We start from the raw sequence: 23065 nt of genomic DNA on the forward strand, positions 1-23065 counted from the left end.
TTATCTCAGCTCTCAGGCAACGGCAGAGTGAAGAAAAGCTAATACACCACTCAGATAGAGGCTCACAATACTGTTCGAAGGAATATCAAGATATCCATAAGAAACATAGAGTGACTTGCTCAATGACAGACGGGAATGACTGTTATCAGAATGCTTTAGCTGAGCGTGTAAATGGGATACTCAAAATGGAGCTCTTGCTGAAGAAACCGAAAGATCTGAAAGAAGCAAGGACGATGGTAGCAGAGTCCGTAGATATCTATAATCAAATGAGGCCTCATACGGCTTTAAAATACAAAACGCCCGATGAAGTACATCGAGCGTTTTAGTTAAAAAGTGTCAACCCATATCAGGACGGGTCATTTGGATGTCGATTTTTTCTTCTTCGGATAAACACGAACGAGCTTGATTCGGTTCTCTTCAATCTCAACAAGTTCCATTGGGTGACCCGCTACTCTCACGCTTAAATGGCTCTCTGGAATATCTTCCAGGTGCTCCAAAATAAGACCGTTTAACGTTCTTGGGCCATCCGTTGGTAAATCCCATTTCAGGCCTTTGTTAATATCTCGAATATTGGTGCTGCCTTCAATAAGAAAGCTTCCGTCACCTTGAGGACTGATTTCATCAGAGAGGCTTGGAGAAATTGACGTCGTGAACTCACCAATGATCTCTTCCAGAATATCTTCAAGAGTGATTAGACCGATGATATCACCGTACTCATCCACGATCAGACCGATACGTTGCTTGTTGCGTTGGAATTTCAACATTTGCACGTTCAGTGGTGTGCCTTCTGGGATGTAATAGACCTCATCAGCAGCACGTAATAGCGTTTCTTTGTTGAATTCGTTCTTTTCCAACATCAGACGATAAGCTTCACGCAAGCGCAGCATGCCAACCACTTCATCAATTTGGTCACGATAGAAAACTATGCGTCCATGTGGTGAGTGTGTTAGCTGGCGAACAATGGATTTCCAGTCGTCGTTAATATCAATACCGGTAATTTCATTGCGTGGGACCATAATGTCGTTCACGGTGACGTGCTCAAGATCTAAAATAGACACTAGCATGTCTTGGTGTCGGCGAGGGATCAAACCGCCAGCTTCATTTACCACCGTACGCAGCTCATCGGAGCTAAGATGATCTTCTGCTGAGTGATCCGCTCTTACACCAAGTAAGCGGATAAAGCCATTCGTAATAAAGTTAACAAGCATCACTAAAGGCGACAGTAACTTCATCAGTATGGTCAATAATATACTGCTCGCGTAGGACACACGTTCAGGGTAAAGCGCTGCAATTGTTTTAGGGGTAACCTCGGCAAAAACCAATACAACCATAGTTAGTGCACCGGTTGCGATAGCGACACCTAAATCACCATACAAACGCATACCAATAATGGTCGCGATCGCGGACGCGAGAATATTAACGAGGTTGTTGCCGATAAGAATAAGACCAATCAAACGATCTGGACGGTCTAATAGTCTTTCGACTCGCTTAGCACCCTTATGCCCGTTTTTGGCTAAGTGTTTTAAGCGATAACGATTCAGAGACATCATCCCTGTTTCTGAACCGGAAAAGTAACCTGATATGACGATAAGACACGCGAGTAGCGCAAACAAGATACCCGTAGAGATGTCGTCCAAAACGTTGCTGTTCCTTGTAAGTATTGGGTTATATAACGGTTGAGTAAGTCCGTTAAGTCAAAGAGTTAAGGCGTACTGTATTTTATCTAGCCTAAAATATAAAGGATAGGAGCCCTAGAGCTCCTTAATTCAAGATGATTTCTTTTACAAAGCGACTGCCAAAATATGCCAGAGTTAACAGTGTTGCTCCTGCAACAGCGAACCATGTGACTTTTCTACCACGCCAGCCTTTTTGATAGTGACCCCAAAGCAGTATTGAGTACACCACCCAAGCGATGAAAGAAAGAATGCCCTTATGTGCCTTACCTTGGGCAAACATATCCTGCACAAAGACAAAGCCAGTAATGAGCGTGGCAGTTAACAATAAGTTACCGATCAAAATAATTTTGAAGAGTTGACGCTCCACCATTAATAGAGGCGGCAGGTTTGGGTTAATCGCCAAAGATTTTTTTGCTTTCAGTTTGTGATCCAGCCAAGCCAACTGAAGCGCATAGAGTGCCCCGATAGTTAAAGTCGCGTATGAGAAGAGCGCAAATGAAATATGAATGAGTAGCTTAGGGTCATTCTCTAGGTGCTTTATAAACGTGCTTGGCAAAAATGTGGCAGCAGATAAATTGATGGCAGCAAAGCTATAAACGACAGGCAATAAAAACCACAGTCGGTTTTTCAACATAGCAAGGCTCATGACCAGAGAAATAATAAAACTGATCAAAGAAGCCACGTTGAGAATACTCAGGTTTTGACCTGAACCATCAAAGATCAGATCACTCAAAATCCACGCATGAAAAACAAGCGCACAGGCAGCACTAGCAAACACTGTTTTTGCTTTGATTCCTGACTGTTGTGAGAGTCCGGGTATGATGGTCGCAATCGCCAAGACATAAAGTATGGCGGCCGCGATGGCTATTAAGCTATCCATGAATCCTAAATATTATTGTGCACGATGGAGAAATTATACCTTGCATTACACTTTGGGGCTACGTTATATCCGACATCAATCGTGAGAGATGAGATATTGAAATTAATAAGTTACCGCACCATATATAAATAGAGACAAGAATAGGACAGCGGTACGGGTATGACTCAGACCTTGGCTAATGTATACTCACACTAATTAATCGCCATTTTAGCGAAGAGACAAAGATGTTTGAGAATTTAACGGATCGATTATCCAAAACGCTGAAAAATATCAGTGGTAAAGGTCGTCTGACCGAAGACAACATTAAAGAAACCCTACGTGAAGTCCGAATGGCTCTACTTGAAGCTGACGTTGCGCTTCCGGTCGTTCGTGAATTTGTGAACCGCGTTAAAGAAAAAGCGGTGGGCGTAGAAGTTTCTAAATCTCTGACTCCAGGTCAGGAATTTATCAAGATCGTTCAAACAGAACTTGAAGCCGTAATGGGTGAGTCGAATGAGGCGCTAAACCTTGCTGCTCAACCACCTGCTGTGCTTCTTATGGCTGGTCTACAAGGTGCGGGTAAAACCACATCGGTAGGTAAGTTATCTAAGCTTCTAAAAGAACGTGACAAGAAGAAAGTCTTGGTTGTGTCTGCCGACGTTTACCGTCCTGCGGCAATCAAGCAGCTTGAAACACTGGCATCAGACATCGGTGTTGACTTCTTCCCATCATCACCAGACCAAAAGCCTATTGATATCGCCAATGCAGCGATTGACCATGCGAAGAAAAAATTCTACGACGTATTGATTGTCGATACCGCAGGTCGTTTGGCAATTGATGAAGAGATGATGGGGGAGATCAAAGATCTTCACGCAGCTATCAACCCAGTAGAAACGCTATTTGTTGTTGACGCCATGACGGGTCAAGACGCAGCAAATACAGCAAAAGCCTTTGGCGATGCGCTACCTCTTACCGGTGTAGTTCTAACTAAGGTTGATGGTGATGCTCGTGGTGGTGCGGCACTTTCAGTACGCCATGTCACGGGCAAACCAATCAAATTCTTGGGTGTCGGTGAAAAAACTGACGCGCTAGAACCGTTCCACCCAGATCGTGTTGCTTCACGTATTCTTGGCATGGGTGACGTTCTGTCTTTGATTGAAGACCTACAACGCAACGTTGACCAAGAAAAGGCAGAAAAGTTAGCGAAGAAGTTCAAAGAGAAGAAAGGTTTCGACCTTGAAGATTTCCGTGAACAGCTAGGCCAGATGCAAAACATGGGCGGCATGATGGGGATGATGGATAAGCTTCCAGGAATGTCCCAGCTACCAGACAATGTGAAAGACAAAGTCGATGACAAGATGTTCAAACAGATGGAAGCGATCATCAGCTCCATGACAATGAAAGAACGTCAACGCCCAGAAATTATCAAGGGCTCGCGCAAGAAGCGTATCGCGGCTGGTTCTGGTGTGCAGGTTCAAGATGTAAACCGCTTACTAAAACAGTTCACCCAAATGCAGAAAATGATGAAAAAGATGCAAAAAGGTGGCATGAAAGGCATGATGCGCAACATGCAAGGCATGATGGGCGGCATGGGTGGCGGCGGTGGCTTCAACCCATTTGGTCGTTAATTAATCGATCACGCATAGATTCAGGGTGTTAGGTTCGTCACAAACTTTAAATTCAATTTATGTTGGTGAAAAAGTAACTAAACTCCTTGCATTGCTCCGGGAGAAGAGTAAAATTCCGGAGCTTTATTTTGGCACGAGACCCCAAACTGTTTAATTTCTTGAATGGTTTTTGGGGTTAATTTTATTTTTGAGAAAGCAAAGAGGACGACATGGTAACCATTCGTTTGGCACGTCACGGCGCTAAAAAGCGTCCATTTTATCAAATCGTAGTAGCGGACAGCCGCAACGCTGCAACTGGCCGTTTCATCGAGAAAGTTGGTTTCTTCAACCCAACTGCTAAAGGTCAAGAAGAAGGTCTACGTCTAGACCTAGACCGCGTTAACCACTGGGTTGGTCAAGGCGCGTCAGTATCTGACCGTGTTGCTAAGCTAGTTAAAGACGCTCAAAAAGCGGCTTAATTTTTTACTTGAAAAGTAGAAACTAGTTTATGTCGATGAAAGGTAAAGAAACAATGAGCAACGAAAAGATTGTTGTAGGCAAGTTTGGTGCTACTTACGGCATTCGTGGTTGGCTTAAGGTTTTTTCCTACACAGACAATGCTGAAAGCATTTTCGATTACAGCCCTTGGTACATTAACCAAAAGGGCAAGTGGGTTGAGTACAAAGTAGAAAGCTGGAAGCGCCATAACAAAGGTATGGTGGCTAAGCTGGAAGGCATGGATGTTCGTGAAGACGCGCATCTAATGACGAACTTTGAAATTGCTATTGACCCTGCGGTACTTCCTGAATTGTCAGAAGATGAGTTCTACTGGCGCGAATTGTTTGGGATGCAAGTTGTAACTACTAAAAGTTACGATCTAGGTGTTGTTACTGACATGCTAGAAACTGGCTCAAACGATGTTCTGGTTGTTAAAGCAAATCTTAAAGATGCTTTCGGGCAGAAGGAACGATTAATCCCGTTCCTTGAAGAGCAAGTGATCATTAATGTTGATCGCGAAGCTCAACGGATCGAAGTTGACTGGGATCCTGGATTCTAATCTCCAAAATTACAGAGCGAGATAAACATGTGGGTTGGCGTTATTAGCCTTTTTCCAGAAATGTTCCGTTCTGTTACTGATTTTGGAGTAACAGGTCAAGCGGTTAAAAAAGGTCTTTTGTCGATTGAAACTTGGAATCCTAGAGATTTCACTCACGACAAACATCGCACAGTCGATGACCGACCTTACGGTGGTGGCCCTGGTATGTTAATGATGGTTCAGCCTTTGCGCGATGCCATTCATACCGCGAAAGCAGCCTCACCGGGCAAGACGAAAGTCATCTACCTTTCTCCTCAAGGTCGCAAGCTCGACCAGAAAGGAGTGGAAGAACTGGCAACGAATGAGAACTTGCTTCTGATTTGTGGTCGTTATGAAGGGGTAGATGAGCGCATCATTCAATCTGAAGTCGACGAAGAATGGTCGATTGGTGATTTTGTGATGACGGGTGGTGAGATACCAGCCATGACGTTAATCGACGCTGTCTCTCGGTTTGTTCCGGGTGTACTAGGGGATTTCGCGTCAGCAGAAGAAGACTCTTTTGCAAATGGCTTGTTAGATTGCCCTCACTATACGCGTCCAGAAGTATTGGATGACAAAGAGGTACCAGCGGTACTGATGTCAGGCAATCACAAGGATATTCGTCAATGGCGACTCAAGCAGTCGTTGGGCCGTACTTGGCTAAGAAGACCAGAGCTCCTGGAAAACCTAGCTCTGACTGACGAACAGGAACAATTACTTGCTGAGTTTGTTAATGAGCATAAAGCCATTAAAGAACATAACGCAAAGTAACCTAATTTATTTAGTATCAGTTTATTCTAGGAATTTAAAAAATGAGTAACATCATCAAAGCTCTTGAAGAAGAGCAAATGAAATCAGACCTACCTAAATTTGCACCAGGTGACACTGTTGTAGTTCAAGTTAAGGTAAAAGAAGGTGACCGTGAGCGTCTACAGGCTTTCGAAGGCGTTGTAATCGCAATCCGTAACCGTGGTCTACACTCTGCTTTCACTGTACGTAAGATCTCTAACGGTGAAGGTGTTGAGCGTACGTTCCAAACACACTCTCCAATCGTTGATAGCATCGAAGTTAAACGCCGTGGTGCAGTACGTCGTGCCAAGTTGTACTACCTACGTGAGCGTTCTGGTAAGTCTGCTCGTATCAAAGAGAAACTTGCTAAGAAGTAATGCTATAACTAGCGTTCTCATCTTAAACGGAGTCCTTTTAGGGCTCCGTTTTTTTATTTGTGTAATTAGCTTGCTCGTTTCTTTTCTCCCGACCTGCACTGTCGATGCTCATGCACTGACGTACACTCCACGCCTCTACCTTGCTGTGAATAGATTCCTGATGCCGCTATGGCTCCTCGGAATGACAGGAAATGATGGTCAAAGATTATATAGCACTGAGGTTAAAATTCGTCATTCTGGACAGCGACGAAGGAGCGTGATTCAGATTCCCCAAGAAGGAACCTAGGGTATTCCTTTACCCTAGGTCTTAATTTAATACTGGTCTTCAGACCAGCCATCACTGTCGGACATATCGGGTGCGCCTGGGATGGTGTTTTCTTCATCTGCCCATTCACCAAAATCAATCATTTGGCATTGTTTACTGCAGAAAGGGCGATGAGGACTTTGTTCTCCCCATTCTACGTCGGCGCCACATTGTGGGCATTGAACGATGGTAACTTTAGACATAGTTGAGCGTCCCATTACTAATTGGTGTTAAAGGGTAGTATACCTAAACGAATTAAAGATGGCTTATTCAACGCGCTATTGCTGCTACGAAATTTTATCAAATATAAGCGCAATAAAGCGTTGAATTTTAGATTATGGAGGCGAGGCGTAGTGTCGTCTTAGCTGCAAACAGCAAGTTCAAATTCAATATCTTGTGTGCATGCTTGACCGTTTTCAAACGACATGAACTTGATCGCAAAGCGGTTTTTATGGCCTGAAATCATAGGATACACGCCATATTCCATTGGGATGTGAAGTCTTAGAATGTTGGCTTCATCAGCGTCACTTTGGAAGAAACCTGCACGACCGATTTGAGCTTTGAAATGTCCGGTCTCTCTAGTGAGCTTTAACCATAACGAAAGCGCATCAGATAAGGGCTTTAAGCTTGCTTGCCACTGTTGTGCATCACGCTTTTTACGTTCAATAGGTAGATGAAGCCAGTAGTGTAATGCTGGCAGATCAAAACAGCATGAACCACCCGGTAGATTAAAGCGTTGACGGATAGAGCTTAGGAAGCGATCTTCTTTTAATGCTTGGCCAAAACGTTCAGCACCCATTAGTTGGCTATGAACGACATCTATCTCTTGTAGCAAGGTATTTAATGCGTCTTGATCGACACCATCAACATTGAGCCAATGGCGGTACGACAGCCGTTGCTTCTCAAGATCTTTAGCCAGTTCACTTTTCAGTTGGATCTGTTCGAAGATTTCAACCATATCGAATAACGCACGAAAAAACAGTTGGTACTGGTGATTTTCGCTAAACCCAGAGGCCAAGTGAGCCTGACGCAGCAGAGACTCCACTCTTAGATAAATACGAGTTTTCTCATTTAACGGATGTTCAAATTTGTGCGTGGTCATCGACATAAGCCTTTGTGAGTTTCGTTCCTATTTTCGCAGATTTTTCTTACACATGGCTAGGTACTTTTCGTGCAAATCTGTGATTTGAAGCAAAAGATCTGGGTCACTTGGATTATTCTTAACCACATCGTCTGCAAGCGTGAGTCTTTGCTCTCTTGATGCTTGAGAGGCAAGGATAGCGCGAGCTTGTTCTTCATTCACATTGTCTCGTTTCATCGTGCGAGATATCTGTGTATTCGGTTCTACATCGACGACAAGAACTCGATCACACAAACTGTCTAGCTTGTTTTCTACGAGCAACGGCACCACAAGTAACGCATACTCTGAGGTGACTTGCTGCAAATCTTCGATCATCTTTTCACGAATTATCGGGTGCAACAGTGCGTTGAGCCATGCTTTTTCATCTGAGTTTGAAAAGATTTTCTCTCTCAGCTTTGCGCGATCTAAAGTTTGGTCTTCACGAACGATATCGTAACCAAAATGTTCAATAATCGCGTTTAGGCCGGGAGTGCCTGGCTCGACAACTTCTCTTGCTACAATGTCGGCATCGACGATATCGATTTTAAATTGTTGTTTGAACAGATTCGCGACGGTTGTTTTACCGCTAGCGATACCACCTGTTAAACCAATAACCAAAGCCATTTACACTCCTAGAACTGAAGTAAAGTACCAGTTTAAAATCTGGTCGCCCCAAATTAAGCTTATCCAACCAGCAATTGCTAAGTAAGGACCGAAAGGAAAAGCTTTTTCAATTCCCTGTTTTTGCAAGCGTAGTTGAATGATGCCAAATACGATGCCAACCACAGAAGAAAGTAGAATGATCATCGGCAGTGACTGCCAGCCCAGCCAAGCCCCTAGTGCTGCGAGTAGTTTAAAATCACCATATCCCATTCCCTCTTTACCAGTAAGTAGCTTAAAGCCCCAGTAAACGGACCAGAGACATAGGTAACCAGCAATAGCACCAATGACAGAATCTTGTAGAGTAACAGGACTTATTTCGACTAATGCTAAGGCAATGCCAGCCCAAGTTAATGGTAATGTTAATTGGTCAGGTAACAACATCGTATCGAGATCGATAAATGTTGCGGCGATTAAGATAAAAGTGAAAAAGAGTAGGGCAACGGTAAAGTAACTAAAACCAAAGTGGTAAGCGACAAAGCCTGAGCAGAACGCAGTGAGCAGTTCAATCAGTGGATAGCGTGCGCTAATGGCTGTCTGACAGTTGTGGCATTTGCCTTTTAAAAGTAGCCAGCTAATCACAGGGATGTTGTCTCGAATACGTATCGGCGTTGCGCACTTCTGACAGGAGGAGCGTGGGACGCTCAAGGTCAGCACTTCTTTAGGAGGTTCTATTTTGTATTCAGGAAATGACTCGGCACATTCGCGTCGCCATTCTAGTTCCATGATTTTAGGTAGTCGATAAATAACCACATTGAGGAAGCTACCCACGATCAGACCGAAGATGGTGGCAAACAGAACGAATAGCCAAGGGTAGTACTGGAATACTTCCATATTTGTCTCTTGAGCGATGAGTGAAATCAGCAAGATGCTGTTTTAAAGGAGTTAACAGCTCATTCTAGCCCAATACACTCATTAAGTTAAAGATTGGCAAGTACATTGCTGTCACTAATCCGCCAACAACGATACCTAAAAATACGATAATTAGTGGCTCTAGAATTTTACTAAGGTTGTCGACGGTGTTGTCGACTTCAAACTCGTAGATCGTTGCAACTTTATTGAGCATATCGTCAAGTCGACCAGACTCTTCACCGATCATGACCATTTGTAACACTAATTCAGGGAACACATTACAGTTACGCATGGCAACATACATTGGCATACCTGCGGCGGTATCACGGTAAACTTCTTCTATGGCGAGTTGATAGTGTAAGTTTCCTGAGGTTTTTGATGTGGTTTTTAAACTGGTTAGAATTGGAATACCCGCTGTAAAGCTTGTGGCGAGTGTTCGACTAAATTTGGCGATAGCGGCTTTTGATAATACAGGCCCAAGGACCGGAAATTTAAGCACAGAGCGGTTGAGCATTAAGCGAAAAGAATCTGAACGCTTAGAGAGGATTCTCGCCGAAATGAATAAACTAATGGAGCCTAGTGCGATAAACGGACTCCAGTTTTGTGTCCAGGCGGAAAGATCTAATACTTGCTTGGTAAACCACGGTAAGTCAGCACCAAAACCAACAAACATTTTTTCAAACTCGGGAATGACTTTGGTGAGCATGATAAACGACACGCCTAACGCTACTAGCACTACCATCGCTGGGTAAATCAGTGCTTTGATCACTTTCGCACGGAGTTGTTCATTTTTTTCTCGGTAGGTGGCTAAGCGCTCGAACACTTCCGCTAAGTTACCGGATTGCTCACCTGTGGCGATAAGATCAGTATAGAGTGGGTCAAAGTGTTCACTTGCAGTGCGCATGGCTTTTGACATGGGCGCCCCCGCTTCAACGGCGCGTGTCACGCTCATCAAAATGGATTTCATCTCTGCTTTTTTATGATTTTCTGAGACTAATTTTAAAGCCTGAACTAAGGGTACACCGGTTATCAACATCGTCGAAATCTGACGGGTAAACACCGTGATGTCTCTGCCTTTCACGCGATGGTTGAGTTTAGTGAGAAACGAGATACTGCTTTTCTTTAACTTCTTGATCTTGATGTGCTGTGCGTCTAGACGCTCGCGTACTTCAATTTCTGTCATCGCGAGGGTTTGCCCAGATGTCTTTTTGCCTGAACTGTTGATGCCTTTCCAGCGGAAGTTTTTAAGTTGTGGTGTAGTGCTTTTCATAGAGGTGACTGCTGATTAAAGGATTAAAAATAAAGTACGCGCTGTAGTTCACTAAAACTTGTGATCCCTTGTTTGAGTTTTTCTATGCCCGACATTTGTAACGTGCTCATCCCGTTTGCGATGGCGAGTTTTTCTAGTTCATGCACCGAGGCGCCTTTAATAAGCGCTTCGGAAAGAAATTCATCAAAGCGCATCACTTCATAAATCCCCGTTCGGCCGGAATAACCATGGGTACACTCATTACATCCATCGGGATTGGCTTTAAAAATGTTGTCGCTTGCTTGAATTCCAAGATGTTGTAGCTGAACGGTAAGCTCTTGTGATTTTTTACAGTGCGAGCACAGTTTACGGGCCAAGCGCTGGGCAATGATCAAACTAAGAGAGGAGGCCAAGTTAAAGCTTTCTACGCCCATGTTTGATAAACGAATAACCGTTTCAGCCGCAGAATTGGTATGTAAGGTTGAAAGTACTAAGTGACCGGTTTGCGATGCTTTTATAGCGATTTCGGCGGTATCTAAGTCACGAATCTCACCGACCATTACCACATCCGGGTCTTGACGTAAGAAAGAGCGCAGGGCTTCGGCAAAACCAAAACCAATCTTAGGCTGAACTTGAACTTGGTTAATGCCCGATAAGTTAATTTCTACTGGGTCTTCTGCCGTGGAAATGTTGATTTCTGGCTTATTGAGGATACTTAGCCCAGTGTATAGAGAAACGGTTTTACCGCTCCCTGTTGGGCCTGTCATCAGAATCATGCCTTGTGGGCGACGCAGCGCATCCAAGTACAATTGTTTTTGTTGTTCGCTATAACCAAGCTTGTCGATATCCAGTGACGCAGAGCTGCTGTCGAGCAGTCGTAGTACAATTTTCTCTCCGAATAGAGTCGGTAGCGTGGATACACGCATATCAATTGCGGTGTCTTGATTCAACTTGAGCTTAATACGCCCATCTTGTGGTAAACGTCGCTCTGCAATATCAAGTTTAGAGAGGATTTTGATACGAGCGGATAAGCGGCGACTTAAGTGGCTTGGTGGCTGCTGTGTTTCAATTAAGATGCCATCACAGCGTAGGCGCACGCGGTACATCTTTTCATAAGGCTCAAAGTGGATATCGGATGCGCCTTTGCGCACAGCGTCCAACAGAATTTGGTTGATGTAACGGCTAACAGGAGACTCATCTTGGCTCAAGTCTTCAATGTTGTCGATTTCATCTGCGCCCACATCAACCAGGTTGGCTAACTCTTCTTGGTTGATCTCTTTTAACCCAGACTTCTCATGATTCAATGAACGACCATACAAGCGTCGAATTGCCGCGCTGAGTTGACGAAAATCCGCCAAGACTAGTTCAACCTGTAACCCAGTGGCAAAGCGGAAGTCATCTTCGGCTTGTTGGTTGGTGGGGTCGGCAACGGCGAGTAATAACGTTGAAGACGTACGCTGGAGTGGGAGTGCGTTATGCCGTGTGATTAATTCCCTAAGACCAAGTTGCTGACAAAGCGAAGCGTACTCATACTGAGATAACTCAGACTGATTTAAACCAAAGAGAGAACTTAAGTGATCAGCGAGCTCACTTGACGTGAAGAATCCAGAACTGAGTAAAGCTTCCGGCATCGAAATGCCAGAAGCTTTGACTTGCTCTATTAACGATTCTTCTTGGGAAAATGTTAGTAACCCTTTTTGGCGAAGAACCGTTGAGAGTTTGGTTAGCATTATGGACAGCTATCAACAACCGGCAGGCACAACAGAAGTATCTTGGATTGTATGAGTACAACTCCATCCTGTTGCATTATCTTTGGTATATATAATTGTTGCTGCATTATTGCTAGCGCCGCCTGTTTTTAACGAACCGTCTGTAAATGTGAAAGTAGCAGTACCGCCACTAGTTGTTGATGCCAACGCTATCGAACCAAAAGCATTCATTGTTTGTGTGCCGCCTACTTTATTAATGTCAGTAGGGAAACTACCAACTTCTTGCTGATACATATCAATATTTGTCAACAGTCCTCTAACAGTTGCAGCAGCAGTGGCTGCTTCAGATTTAGCTACGTAACTTTTGTAGGCAGGTATAGCAACTGCAGACAACACACCAATAATCGCCACCACAATCATTAATTCAATCAGAGTAAAACCCTGTTGTTTTTTCTGTTTACTGTTTTTCATTTTTAACCCTTTCCTAAAAATTAATAATGCTCTTGCATTGGCGAAAGATTATGGAGAGTTAAGGTGGGTTGAAAATGGGGAAGAGATGGGCTCTCGAGTGAGATAAAACTCTTTGGTGAAAAGTTGCATATCGCATGCAGGGTTTTGCGAGTAGTACTATTTTTTTAGTGGATAAAAAGAAAGGGCCAATTGGCCCTTTTAAATGATGAGTTACTCACAACTCACTGAGTTAGTTGAAGTAATTGAGATTTGTTGCTTTTATTATTTGAAGCGCATCGAAAGATCCATCGCTTTTAAATGCTTAGTCAACGCGCCTACCGAAATGTAATCGACACCGGTTTCTGCGTATTCTGCGATGGTCTCTAGCGTAATGTTGCCGGAGTTCTCTAAAGCGGCACGACCTGCGTTAATCGCTACGGCTTCACGCATCATTTCTTTTGTGAAGTTATCGAGCATGATGATGTCGGCACCAGCCTCTATCGCTTGTTTCAACTCTTCTAAGCTTTCCGTTTCTACTTCTACCGGTTTGCCTGGGTTAAGCTCTTTCGCTTTTTGGATGGCTTGAGTGATGCCACCACAAGCAATAATGTGATTTTCTTTAACAAGGTAAGCGTCGAACACACCGATGCGATGGTTAAAGCCACCACCGCAGGTCACGGCGTATTTTAGTGCGCTACGCAGACCAGGAATGGTTTTGCGTGTGTCTAGTAGACGGCACTCAGTATGCGCGATTTTTTCAGCGTACTCTGCGGTAACTGTTGCGCAGCCAGACAACGTTTGGATGAAGTTCATTGCGTTACGCTCACCAGTCAACAAGTCACGAGCAGGGCCTGTCAGCGTGCAAAGGGTTTGGTTAGGTTCGACTTTATCGCCGTCCTTTACGTGCCATTCAATACTGACCTTGCCACCGAGCTGCTTAAAAACTTCATCTGCCCATGCTTGACCACAGAACACACCATACTCACGAGTAATAATCGTTGCGGTATTAACCGCATCGGCAGGGATCAAAGATGCAGTAATGTCATTATCTGCGTCGACACTGCCACCTAGATCTTCTTTTAAGGTATCAGCGACAGAGCGAGTGATCTCTAAAGGGAGTTGTTGTTTAAGGTATTCTAGGCGTTCTTGAATGTTGTGTGTGTTCTTCATCGCAAATCTTGTCTTGAAAGGGAGATGGCAACGAATGATACTCTCCGGTGTCAATAATTTCAGCAGTTAATTTGCAAAGTAGAGAGGTTGATATGCGCCCAATTATCGAGAATGGCTGGCTGACACAAGCAAAGCATGTTCCGTCACCATTTTTTGATGCCCGCTCTGATATAAACGACATCTCTCTGCTGGTGGTACACAATATCAGTTTGCCTCCTGGGCAGTTTGGTGGACCATATATAGAGGACTTCTTCACTGGCAAGCTAGACCCAAATGAACATCCATTTTTTGAAGTCATTCACAAAATGGGCGTTTCTGCACATTGCTTGATTAAAAGAAACGGCGAGGTTGTTCAATTTGTTTCTTTTCTCGATAGAGCATGGCATGCCGGTCAATCCAGTTTCGCAGGCAGGGAGCGTTGTAATGACTATTCCATTGGTATCGAGCTTGAAGGGACAGAATTTACTGCCTACACAGAAGCGCAATATCAATCACTTGCAGAGATCACTGAGGTGATTATGCAGTCTTATCCTCAAATCACCCCGCCACGAATTACCGGTCATCAATATATTGCGCCCTTGAGAAAAAGCGATCCTGGTCTAAGCTTTGATTGGGTGAAATATAGACTGCTTATACAGCGTTGATTTGTAGCGAAAGTGTAAATTCAAAAAAGCGAAATAAATAAGGCATACGATCAGGTATGCCTTTTTTTGATACCAGAAATATTAATGATTGTTAAAAGTTAACTACATTTTTACGCTCGCATATGCCGTTTTGGTGAATAAATAGACTGATAATTTTGTCATTTTCTGTATTTCTTTTCCAAAACTGCTAGCACGTCGACTTCCCATTTGTATGCTTTATGTAATTGGTCATACCAATTCTATTGCTGTTTTAACAGTCGATTGTTATCAGAGTGTTGGAAGTAAGCTCGTTCTATGATTTAGGTCAATTTTCGGCTGGACAGTGGCGTTTTAATTATGTTAATTTCTGCACCAACTTAAAATTGGTATTACCAATTACCTGCAAGAGTAGAAGAACAATAAATTATGGCTTATCAAAGGATTCGTCAGCCAAAACTCTCTGATGTTATAGAACAAGAGTTAGAAAGGTTGATAGTGGAAGGAACATTGTCTCCGGGGCAACAACTGCCTCCAGAGCGTGAACTGGCAAAACAGTTCGATGTGTCTCGTCCTTCAGTCCGAGAAGCCATTCAACGCTTGGAAGCGAAGCGTTTGTTGACTCGTCGCCAAGGTGGCGGAACATTCGTAAGTGAGAATATCTGGAAGAGCTTTTCAGATCCCTTGTTGAATTTGTTGTCTAGTCATTCTGAAACCCAGCTTGATGTGCTTGAGTCTCGTCATGCAATGGAAGGAATTTCAGCTTACTTTGCAGCTTTACGTGGTACCGAAGAAGATTTTGCGCGTATTCAAGGTTGCCTTGAACGCATTAGCCAAGAGCAAGCAAACAACGATATCGAAGCTGAATCTGCGGAAGTGATGCAATTTTTGATCGCTTTGACAGAAGCCGCGCACAACGTGGTTTTGTTGCACATTGTTCGAAGCTTAGCACCTTTGCTTGAGCAAAATATTCTACAAAATTTTAAATTACTACGTCGCCGCCCAGAAGCGGTCGAGAAAGTCAGTAAACACCGAGCCAATATCGTGGATGCGATTGTTTCTGGTCAGCCTGAAAAGGCGCGAGAAATGTCCCACTCGCACTTGGCTTACATCGAAGAAACATTGTTGGATTTGACTCGAGAAGAGTCTCGACGAGAGCGTTCTCTACGTCGAATTCAGCAGGGTAACGACTCGTAAGAGCGTTACTTAAATAAGTAGATCCAACCAACAGAAGGATAGATCGCCATGTCTGATATGAAGCATGACGTAGATGCACTGGAAACTCAAGAATGGCTACAAGCGCTTGAGTCAGTTGTACGTGAAGAAGGTCTAGAGCGTGCTCAATTCCTATTAGAGCAAGTTCTAGATAAAGCACGTCTAGACGGTGTTGATATGCCAACAGGTATCACAACTAACTACATCAACACGATTCCTGCAGACCAAGAACCAGCATACCCAGGTGACACAACACTTGAGCGTCGTATTCGCTCAATTATTCGTTGGAACGCTATCATGATCGTTCTACGTGCATCTAAGAAAGACCTAGAGCTAGGCGGCCACATGGCGTCTTTCCAGTCTTCTGCTGCGTTCTACGAGACATGTTTCAACCACTTCTTCCGTGCACCAAACGAGAAGGATGGTGGCGACCTAGTTTACTACCAAGGTCACATTTCACCAGGTATCTACTCACGTGCATTCGTTGAAGGTCGTCTAACTGAAGAGCAGCTAGACAACTTCCGTCAAGAAGTAGACGGCAAAGGTATTCCTTCATACCCGCACCCTAAACTGATGCCTGAATTCTGGCAGTTCCCGACAGTATCGATGGGCCTAGGTCCAATCGCTTCTATCTACCAAGCTCGTTTCCTTAAGTACCTAGAAGGCCGTGGTCTTAAAGATACTTCAGAGCAGCGCGTTTACGCGTTCCTAGGTGACGGTGAGATGGATGAGCCAGAATCACGTGGTGCTATCTCTTTCGCTGCGCGTGAGAAACTAGACAACCTATGTTTCCTAATCAACTGTAACCTACAGCGTCTAGATGGCCCTGTAATGGGTAACGGTAAGATCATTCAAGAACTTGAAGGTCTGTTCAAAGGTGCTGGTTGGAACGTAGTGAAGGTAATCTGGGGTAACAACTGGGATTCACTACTAGCTAAAGATACGACTGGTAAGCTTCTACAGCTTATGAATGAAACGATCGACGGCGACTACCAAACATTCAAATCAAAAGATGGCGCGTACGTACGTGAGCACTTCTTTGGTAAGTACCCAGAGACAGCTGCACTTGTTGCTGACATGACTGACGACGAAATCTTCGCACTTAAGCGTGGTGGTCACGAGTCTTCTAAGCTATACGCGGCATACAAAAACGCGGCAGAAACTAAAGGTCGTCCAACAGTAATCCTAGCTAAGACTGTTAAAGGTTACGGCATGGGTGAAGCGGCTGAAGGTAAGAACATCGCGCACCAAGTTAAGAAGATGGACATGACTCACGTACTACACCTACGTGATCGTCTAGGTCTTCAAGACATCCTAACTGACGAAGCAGTGAAAGAGCTTCCGTACCTGAAACTTGAAGAAGGTTCAAAAGAGTACGAATACCTACACGCTCGTCGTAAAGCGCTACACGGCTACACGCCACAGCGTCTACCAAAATTCACTCAAGAATTCATCGTTCCTGAGCTAGAAGAATTCAAGCCACTACTAGAAGAACAGAAGCGTGATATCTCTTCTACTATGGCATTCGTACGTGCGCTAAACGTTCTACTTAAGAACAAGAACATTGGTAAGAACATCGTTCCTATCATTGCTGACGAAGCACGTACATTCGGTATGGAAGGTCTGTTCCGTCAAATCGGTATCTACAACCCGCACGGCCAAACTTACACACCAGAAGACCGTGGCGTTGTTTCTTACTACAAAGAAGCGACTTCAGGTCAGGTTCTACAAGAAGGTATCAACGAGCTAGGTGCTATGTCTTCATGGGTTGCTGCTGCGACTTCATACTCGACAAACGACCTACCAATGATCCCGTTCTACATCTACTACTCAATGTTCGGCTTCCAACGTGTTGGCGACATGGCGTGGATGGCTGGTGACCAACAAGCACGTGGTTTCCTACTAGGTGCAACTGCGGGTCGTACAACGTTGAACGGTGAAGGTCTACAGCACGAAGACGGCCACTCGCACATTTTGGCGGGTACGGTTCCTAACTGTATTTCTTACGACCCAACATTCGCGTACGAAGTAGCAGTAATCATGCAAGACGGTATCCGTCGCATGTACGGTCCAGAACAAGAAAACGTGTTCTACTACCTAACGCTAATGAACGAAAACTACGCAATGCCAGCAATGCCAGAAGGCGCTGAAGAAGGCATCCGTAAAGGTATCTACAAGCTAGAAACTTACACGGGCGACAAAGCGAAAGTTCAGCTAATGAGCTCTGGTACTATCATGAATGAAGTACGTAAAGCAGCTCAAATCCTAAGCGAAGATTACGGTGTTGCTTCTGATGTTTACTCTGTAACGTCATTCAACGAACTAACTCGCGATGGCCAAGATGCAGAGCGTTTCAACATGCTTCACCCAGAAGCGGAAGCGAAAGTACCTTACATCCAAACAGTAATGGGTACTGAACCTGCTATCGCAGCAACTGACTACATGAAGAACTACGCAGAGCAGGTTCGTGCATACATTCCTGCTGAGTCTTTCAAAGTTCTTGGTACTGATGGCTTCGGTCGTTCAGACAGCCGTGAAAACCTACGTCGTCACTTCGAAGTGAACGCAGGTTACGTAGTAGTAGCAGCGCTAACTGAACTAGCGAAACGTGGCGAAGTTGAGAAATCTGTAGTTGCAGAAGCAATTAAGAAATTCGACATCGACACAGAGAAAACAAACCCGCTATACGCTTAATTAAGAAGGTAGATAAGAAATGGCAATCGAAATTAATGTACCAGACATCGGTGCGGATGAGGTTGAAGTTACTGAGATTCTTGTAAGCGTTGGCGACAAGGTTGAAGAAGAGCAGTCTCTGATCACAGTTGAAGGCGATAAAGCTTCTATGGAAGTTCCTGCTTCTCAAGCGGGTATCGTTAAAGAAATCAAAGTTGCAGAAGGCGACAAGGTTTCTACTGGTTCTCTAATCATGATTTTCGAAGCCGAGGGTGCAGCTGACGCTGCACCTGCTCCTGCGGCAGAAGCAGCTCCAGCAGCAGCTCCAGCTCCAGCAGCAGCGGCAGAACTAAAAGAAGTTCACGTACCAGACATCGGTGGTGATGAAGTAGAAGTTACCGAAATCATGGTTGCCGTTGGCGACAGCATCGAAGAAGAGCAATCTCTTCTAACTGTTGAAGGCGACAAAGCTTCTATGGAAGTTCCAGCGCCATTCGCAGGTACTCTAAAAGAGATCAAAGTTGCAGCAGGCGATAAAGTATCGACTGGCTCACTTATCATGGTATTCGAAACAGCAGGTTCAGGCGCTCCAGCAGCACCAGCGGCAGCTGAAGCTCCTGCGGCAGCAGCTCCAGCAGCGTCTGCGGCAAAAGAAGTGAACGTTCCAGATATCGGCGGCGACGAAGTTGAAGTTACTGAGATCATGGTTGCGGTTGGCGACACAGTGGAAGAAGAGCAATCTCTAATCACTGTTGAAGGTGACAAAGCTTCTATGGAAGTTCCTGCACCATTCGCTGGCACAGTTAAAGAAATCAAGATTGCAGCTGGCGACAAAGTGTCTACTGGCTCACTAATCATGGTATTCGAAGTGGCGGGCGCAGCACCTGCTCCTGCAGCAGCTCCAGCTCAAGCGGCAGCACCTGCAGCTCCAGCTCCTAAAGCAGAAGCTCCAGCGGCAGCAGCTCCAGCAGCGACTGGCGATTTCAAAGAAAACGATGAGTACGCTCACGCGTCTCCAGTTGTTCGTCGTCTAGCGCGTGAATTTGGCGTTAATCTTTCTAAGGTTAAAGGTTCTGGTCGTAAGAGCCGTATCCTAAAAGAAGACGTTCAAGCTTACGTGAAAGATGCACTTAAGCGTCTTGAGTCTGGCGCAGGTGCAGCAGCATCTGGCAAAGGCGACGGCGCGGCTCTTGGTCTACTACCATGGCCAAAAGTGGACTTCAGCAAGTTTGGTGAGACAGAAGTTCAACCGCTATCTCGCATTAAGAAGATCTCTGGCGCAAACCTACACCGTAACTGGGTAATGATCCCGCACGTTACACAGTGGGATAACGCAGACATCACGGCTCTTGAAGCATTCCGTAAAGAGCAAAACGCGATTGAAGCGAAGAAAGACACTGGCATGAAGATCACACCACTTGTGTTCATCATGAAAGCGGTAGCTAAAGCGCTTGAAGCGTTCCCAGCGTTCAACTCTTCTCTATCAGAAGACGGTGAGAGCCTAATTCTGAAGAAATACGTGAATGTTGGTATCGCGGTAGATACACCAAACGGTCTAGTTGTTCCTGTATTTAAAGACGTGAACAAGAAAGGCATCTACGAGCTATCTGAAGAGCTAATGGCGGTTTCTAAGAAAGCACGTGCTGGTAAGCTAACTGCGGCTGACATGCAAGGTGGCTGTTTCACTATCTCTAGCCTAGGCGGTATCGGCGGTACAGCGTTTACTCCAATCGTAAACGCACCCGAAGTTGGTATCCTAGGTGTGTCTAAGTCAGAAATGAAACCGGTATGGAACGGTAAAGAGTTCGAACCGCGTCTACAACTTCCACTGTCTCTATCATACGACCACCGTGTGATCGATGGTGCTGAAGGTGCGCGCTTCATCACTTACCTAAACTCATGTCTATCTGACATTCGTCGTCTAGTTCTGTAATAGAAATTAGATGAATGAGAGGCGGCAACTTAGCCGCCTCTGCTAATCATAATTACCGACAATTTGGTTATCAGCCTTGCTTCGTTCAGGGTTTTCACAATCGAATTGTTGTCTAGCTCACAGGCTAAATTGATTTACTTTTCACACCATTAACATCTCTGTAAACTGTTAGCGGTCTGAAAATAACTGTTTAAAACAAATCTCTCTTAAACATAAAAAATCGATACCCACTCAGCCTGTTAGGGATAATGACTACAAGAGGTCAAAATGAGCAAAGAAATTAAAGCCCAAGTTGTTGTACTTGGTTCTGGTCCTGCTGGTTACTCCGCTGCATTCCGTTGTGCGGACTTAGGTCTTGAAACTGTACTAGTTGAACGTTACAGCACGCTTGGCGGTGTATGTCTGAACGTGGGTTGTATCCCATCTAAAGCACTGCTTCACGTTTCTAAAGTAATTGAAGAAGCGAAAGCGATGGCTGACCACGGCGTTGTGTTCGGTGAGCCTCAAACAGACATCAGCAAAATCCGCATCTGGAAAGAAAAAGTTGTTAACCAACTAACTGGCGGCCTAAGCGGTATGGCTAAGATGCGTAACGTAACAGTAGTTAACGGTTACGGTAAGTTCACTGGCCCTAACTCTATCCTTGTAGAAGGCGAAGGTGAGCCAACAGTTGTTAACTTTGACAACGCAATCGTTGCGGCTGGTTCTCGTCCAATCAAACTGCCATTTATCCCGCATGAAGACCCACGTATTTGGGACTCTACTGACGCTCTTGAACTAAAAGAAGTGCCAGAAAAACTGCTTATCATGGGCGGTGGTATCATCGGTCTAGAAATGGGTACGGTTTACCACTCTCTAGGTTCTAAAGTTGAAGTTGTTGAAATGTTTGACCAGGTAATTCCTGCAGCAGACAAAGATATCGTGAAAGTATTTACTAAGCGTATCAAAGACAAGTTCAAGCTAATGCTAGAAACGAAAGTAACAGCAGTTGAAGCAAAAGAAGACGGTATCTACGTTTCAATGGAAGGCAAGAAAGCGCCAGCTGAAGCTGAGCGTTACGATGCGGTTCTAGTTGCTATCGGTCGTGTACCAAATGGTAAGCTAATCGACGGTGAAAAAGCGGGTCTAGAAATTGACGAGCGCGGCTTCATCAACGTTGATAAGCAAATGCGTACTAACGTTCCTCACATCTTCGCGATCGGTGATATCGTTGGTCAACCAATGCTTGCTCACAAAGGTGTGCATGAAGGTCACGTGGCTGCTGAAGTTATCTCTGGTAAGAAGCACTACTTCGACCCTAAAGTTATCCCTTCAATTGCGTACACTGAGCCAGAAGTGGCTTGGGTTGGTAAGACTGAAAAAGAAGCGAAAGAAGAAGGCATCAAGTACGAAGTAGCAACATTCCCATGGGCAGCATCAGGTCGTGCAATCGCATCTGACTGTGCAGACGGTATGACTAAGCTAATCTTCGACAAAGAAACTCACCGCGTAATCGGTGGTGCTATCGTTGGTACTAACGGTGGTGAACTACTTGGTGAAATCGGCCTTGCAATTGAGATGGGCTGTGATGCAGAAGATATCGCTCTGACTATCCACGCTCACCCAACTCTACACGAGTCTGTAGGTCTAGCTGCTGAAGTATTTGAAGGTTCAATCACTGACCTGCCAAACAAAAAAGCAGTTAAGAAGAAGTAAGCTTTTTCTGACTGAATGATAGAAGCCGCTGCATTGCAGCGGTTTTTTTATGCTTGTTATATAGGAATATAAATGTGTGCTTAGCAGACAATAAAAAGCCCACCAAACGGTGGGCTGACATATATTACGAGCTAAGCTTTAGTGTTCACGGTTGTAAATGCAAAGCATATCTAAGTATGAATTCACTAGATGTTTCAGCTCCGCTTCACCTTTAGCGCGGTTCGCTTGGACAAACAGTGAGTAACAAATACCGTGGAACAGGTTTGCCAAGTGTTCTGAATCGTGCTGGTCACACACTTCGCCACGTTCAATTGCTTTAATGAACATGTTTTGTACCAGCAACTGGTTAGTACGGTTAGTTGAAACAAACAATGGCCATACTTCGTCACGTGTTGAAGCACTCCACTCGAACCATACTTTTAGCCAGTGACAATCTTGGCTGACAAGCTCGATCATCGCATTAGTAATATTGGCGATGTTTTCACGTGCATGTAAGTCTAGGTCTATGTTATCCGATAGGAAGTTTGAGAACTGACGTACGACGTGATTGAGAACTTCATCCACCAAGTCTTCGCGTGTAGGGAAGTAGTTAAAAACAGTCGCTACAGAAACTTGAGCAATTTCTGCGATATCTGCGTGACCACCACGACCGATGCCGCGGCGCGCAAATACTTCCAATGCGATTTCCATTAACTGTTGCTTACGCTTAATTGGAGAAAGCCTAGTTCTAGGTCTCTTTGCAATTGAGTCCATATCCATTTTCCTTGCCATTTGAGTTGATATTGGGGGTAACCCCCTAATTGATTATTTTAATAGTTGCTTAAAGCAGTGATGAGTGTAATGGTGCATATGCACAAGGTCAACATCTGTAGAACAATTTATATACAGTAATGTCATTATTATTGATAAATTTAGCTATGAACTTTATAAAACTAAGACCTTCTTCCAAGATTTTTTGGCAACAGGATGCGACTTTCAACCCAATGAACGTGGTGATACACTACACGCCGTAAGATTAGGTGATCGTTTGCG

22 protein-coding genes are annotated in these 23065 nt (G+C 44.5%); 11 read left to right on the forward strand and 11 right to left on the reverse strand.

Annotated elements, in window-relative coordinates; translation table 11 throughout:
* Positions 1-326 (forward strand): integrase core domain-containing protein (locus tag R7F67_RS05180; protein ID WP_193843805.1); only part of this gene is annotated, 326 nt, incomplete at its 5' end.
* Positions 327-356: 30 nt separating this feature from the next.
* Here the strand turns inward: R7F67_RS05180 and R7F67_RS05185 are convergent.
* Together R7F67_RS05185 and R7F67_RS05190 are read right to left on the reverse strand one after the other, a co-directional pair.
* On the reverse strand, positions 357-1637 hold the full coding sequence (locus R7F67_RS05185) for an HlyC/CorC family transporter (protein ID WP_005379948.1): 1281 nt from the start codon (positions 1635-1637) through the stop codon (positions 357-359).
* Between the two features lie 124 nt (positions 1638-1761).
* Positions 1762-2556 (reverse strand): inner membrane protein YpjD, encoded by a 795-nt coding sequence (locus R7F67_RS05190; protein WP_005379950.1) that lies wholly within the window; start codon positions 2554-2556, stop codon positions 1762-1764.
* Between the two features lie 224 nt (positions 2557-2780).
* Between R7F67_RS05190 and ffh the strand changes: the two genes are divergently transcribed.
* The 5 genes from ffh to rplS all read left to right on the forward strand — a co-directional run bounded on the left by ffh (position 2781) and on the right by rplS (position 6383).
* Positions 2781-4163 (forward strand): signal recognition particle protein, encoded by a 1383-nt coding sequence (gene ffh / locus R7F67_RS05195; RefSeq protein WP_005385423.1) that lies wholly within the window; start codon positions 2781-2783, stop codon positions 4161-4163.
* A 209-nt stretch (positions 4164-4372) separates the two neighbouring features.
* Complete coding sequence (gene rpsP / locus R7F67_RS05200) at positions 4373-4621, forward strand: 30S ribosomal protein S16 (protein WP_005379962.1); 249 nt, start codon at positions 4373-4375, stop codon at positions 4619-4621.
* 29 nt (positions 4622-4650) lie between these two features.
* Positions 4651-5199 carry a ribosome maturation factor RimM gene (rimM, locus tag R7F67_RS05205; RefSeq protein ID WP_318057063.1) on the forward strand — a complete coding sequence of 183 codons (549 nt, stop codon included), beginning with the start codon at positions 4651-4653 and terminating at the stop codon, positions 5197-5199.
* 27 nt (positions 5200-5226) lie between these two features.
* A complete protein-coding gene (trmD, locus tag R7F67_RS05210) occupies positions 5227-5988 on the forward strand; it encodes a tRNA (guanosine(37)-N1)-methyltransferase TrmD (protein ID WP_017635923.1) in 762 nt (253 codons plus the stop codon).
* A gap of 41 nt (positions 5989-6029) precedes the next feature.
* Positions 6030-6383 carry a 50S ribosomal protein L19 gene (gene rplS / locus R7F67_RS05215; protein ID WP_005379971.1) on the forward strand — a complete coding sequence of 118 codons (354 nt, stop codon included), beginning with the start codon at positions 6030-6032 and terminating at the stop codon, positions 6381-6383.
* A gap of 312 nt (positions 6384-6695) precedes the next feature.
* On the opposite strand, the gene yacG is transcribed toward rplS, so the two are convergent.
* The 8 genes from yacG to nadC form a co-directional block, all read right to left on the reverse strand.
* Complete coding sequence (gene yacG, locus R7F67_RS05220; protein WP_017635922.1) at positions 6696-6890, reverse strand: DNA gyrase inhibitor YacG; 195 nt, start codon at positions 6888-6890, stop codon at positions 6696-6698.
* Between the two features lie 158 nt (positions 6891-7048).
* On the reverse strand, positions 7049-7789 hold the full coding sequence (gene zapD / locus R7F67_RS05225) for a cell division protein ZapD (RefSeq protein ID WP_005373086.1): 741 nt from the start codon (positions 7787-7789) through the stop codon (positions 7049-7051).
* A 27-nt stretch (positions 7790-7816) separates the two neighbouring features.
* Entirely contained in the window at positions 7817-8431 is a 615-nt protein-coding gene (gene coaE / locus R7F67_RS05230) for a dephospho-CoA kinase (protein WP_054576332.1), read from the reverse strand.
* On the reverse strand, positions 8432-9301 hold the full coding sequence (locus tag R7F67_RS05235; protein ID WP_054576331.1) for a prepilin peptidase: 870 nt from the start codon (positions 9299-9301) through the stop codon (positions 8432-8434).
* A gap of 64 nt (positions 9302-9365) precedes the next feature.
* The gene (locus R7F67_RS05240) at positions 9366-10589 is read right to left on the reverse strand and encodes a type II secretion system F family protein (RefSeq protein WP_258475987.1); all 1224 of its coding nucleotides are present in this window, start codon (positions 10587-10589) and stop codon (positions 9366-9368) included.
* A gap of 23 nt (positions 10590-10612) precedes the next feature.
* A complete protein-coding gene (gene pilB, locus R7F67_RS05245; protein WP_017820394.1) occupies positions 10613-12298 on the reverse strand; it encodes a type IV-A pilus assembly ATPase PilB in 1686 nt (561 codons plus the stop codon).
* A gap of 12 nt (positions 12299-12310) precedes the next feature.
* Positions 12311-12748, reverse strand: coding sequence for a prepilin-type N-terminal cleavage/methylation domain-containing protein (locus R7F67_RS05250; RefSeq protein ID WP_137282354.1), 438 nt, complete (start codon positions 12746-12748; stop codon positions 12311-12313).
* Positions 12749-13009: 261 nt separating this feature from the next.
* Positions 13010-13897, reverse strand: a complete 888-nt coding sequence (gene nadC / locus R7F67_RS05255) for a carboxylating nicotinate-nucleotide diphosphorylase (RefSeq protein WP_213885641.1) — start codon at positions 13895-13897, stop codon at positions 13010-13012.
* Between the two features lie 92 nt (positions 13898-13989).
* Here nadC and ampD point away from each other — a divergent pair, with 92 nt between their 5' ends.
* From ampD to lpdA, 5 genes are all read left to right on the forward strand, one after another.
* Entirely contained in the window at positions 13990-14541 is a 552-nt protein-coding gene (gene ampD, locus R7F67_RS05260) for a 1,6-anhydro-N-acetylmuramyl-L-alanine amidase AmpD (RefSeq protein WP_042521337.1), read from the forward strand.
* A 405-nt stretch (positions 14542-14946) separates the two neighbouring features.
* A complete protein-coding gene (gene pdhR / locus R7F67_RS05265; RefSeq protein WP_005379989.1) occupies positions 14947-15714 on the forward strand; it encodes a pyruvate dehydrogenase complex transcriptional repressor PdhR in 768 nt (255 codons plus the stop codon).
* Positions 15715-15762: 48 nt separating this feature from the next.
* Complete coding sequence (aceE, locus tag R7F67_RS05270) at positions 15763-18426, forward strand: pyruvate dehydrogenase (acetyl-transferring), homodimeric type (protein ID WP_005386612.1); 2664 nt, start codon at positions 15763-15765, stop codon at positions 18424-18426.
* A 19-nt stretch (positions 18427-18445) separates the two neighbouring features.
* Positions 18446-20338: a pyruvate dehydrogenase complex dihydrolipoyllysine-residue acetyltransferase gene (gene aceF, locus R7F67_RS05275; protein ID WP_005396678.1), complete on the forward strand. Its 1893-nt coding sequence runs from the start codon at positions 18446-18448 to the stop codon at positions 20336-20338.
* A gap of 267 nt (positions 20339-20605) precedes the next feature.
* Complete coding sequence (gene lpdA, locus R7F67_RS05280) at positions 20606-22033, forward strand: dihydrolipoyl dehydrogenase (protein WP_005379993.1); 1428 nt, start codon at positions 20606-20608, stop codon at positions 22031-22033.
* 138 nt (positions 22034-22171) lie between these two features.
* Here the strand turns inward: lpdA and opaR are convergent, their stop codons facing one another.
* A complete protein-coding gene (opaR, locus tag R7F67_RS05285; RefSeq protein WP_005379994.1) occupies positions 22172-22786 on the reverse strand; it encodes a transcriptional regulator OpaR in 615 nt (204 codons plus the stop codon).
* Positions 22787-23065: the final 279 nt, after the last annotated feature.

It is taken from the genome of Vibrio sp. YT-17 (genome assembly GCF_033337375.1).
GTDB lineage: Bacteria > Pseudomonadota > Gammaproteobacteria > Enterobacterales > Vibrionaceae > Vibrio > Vibrio alginolyticus.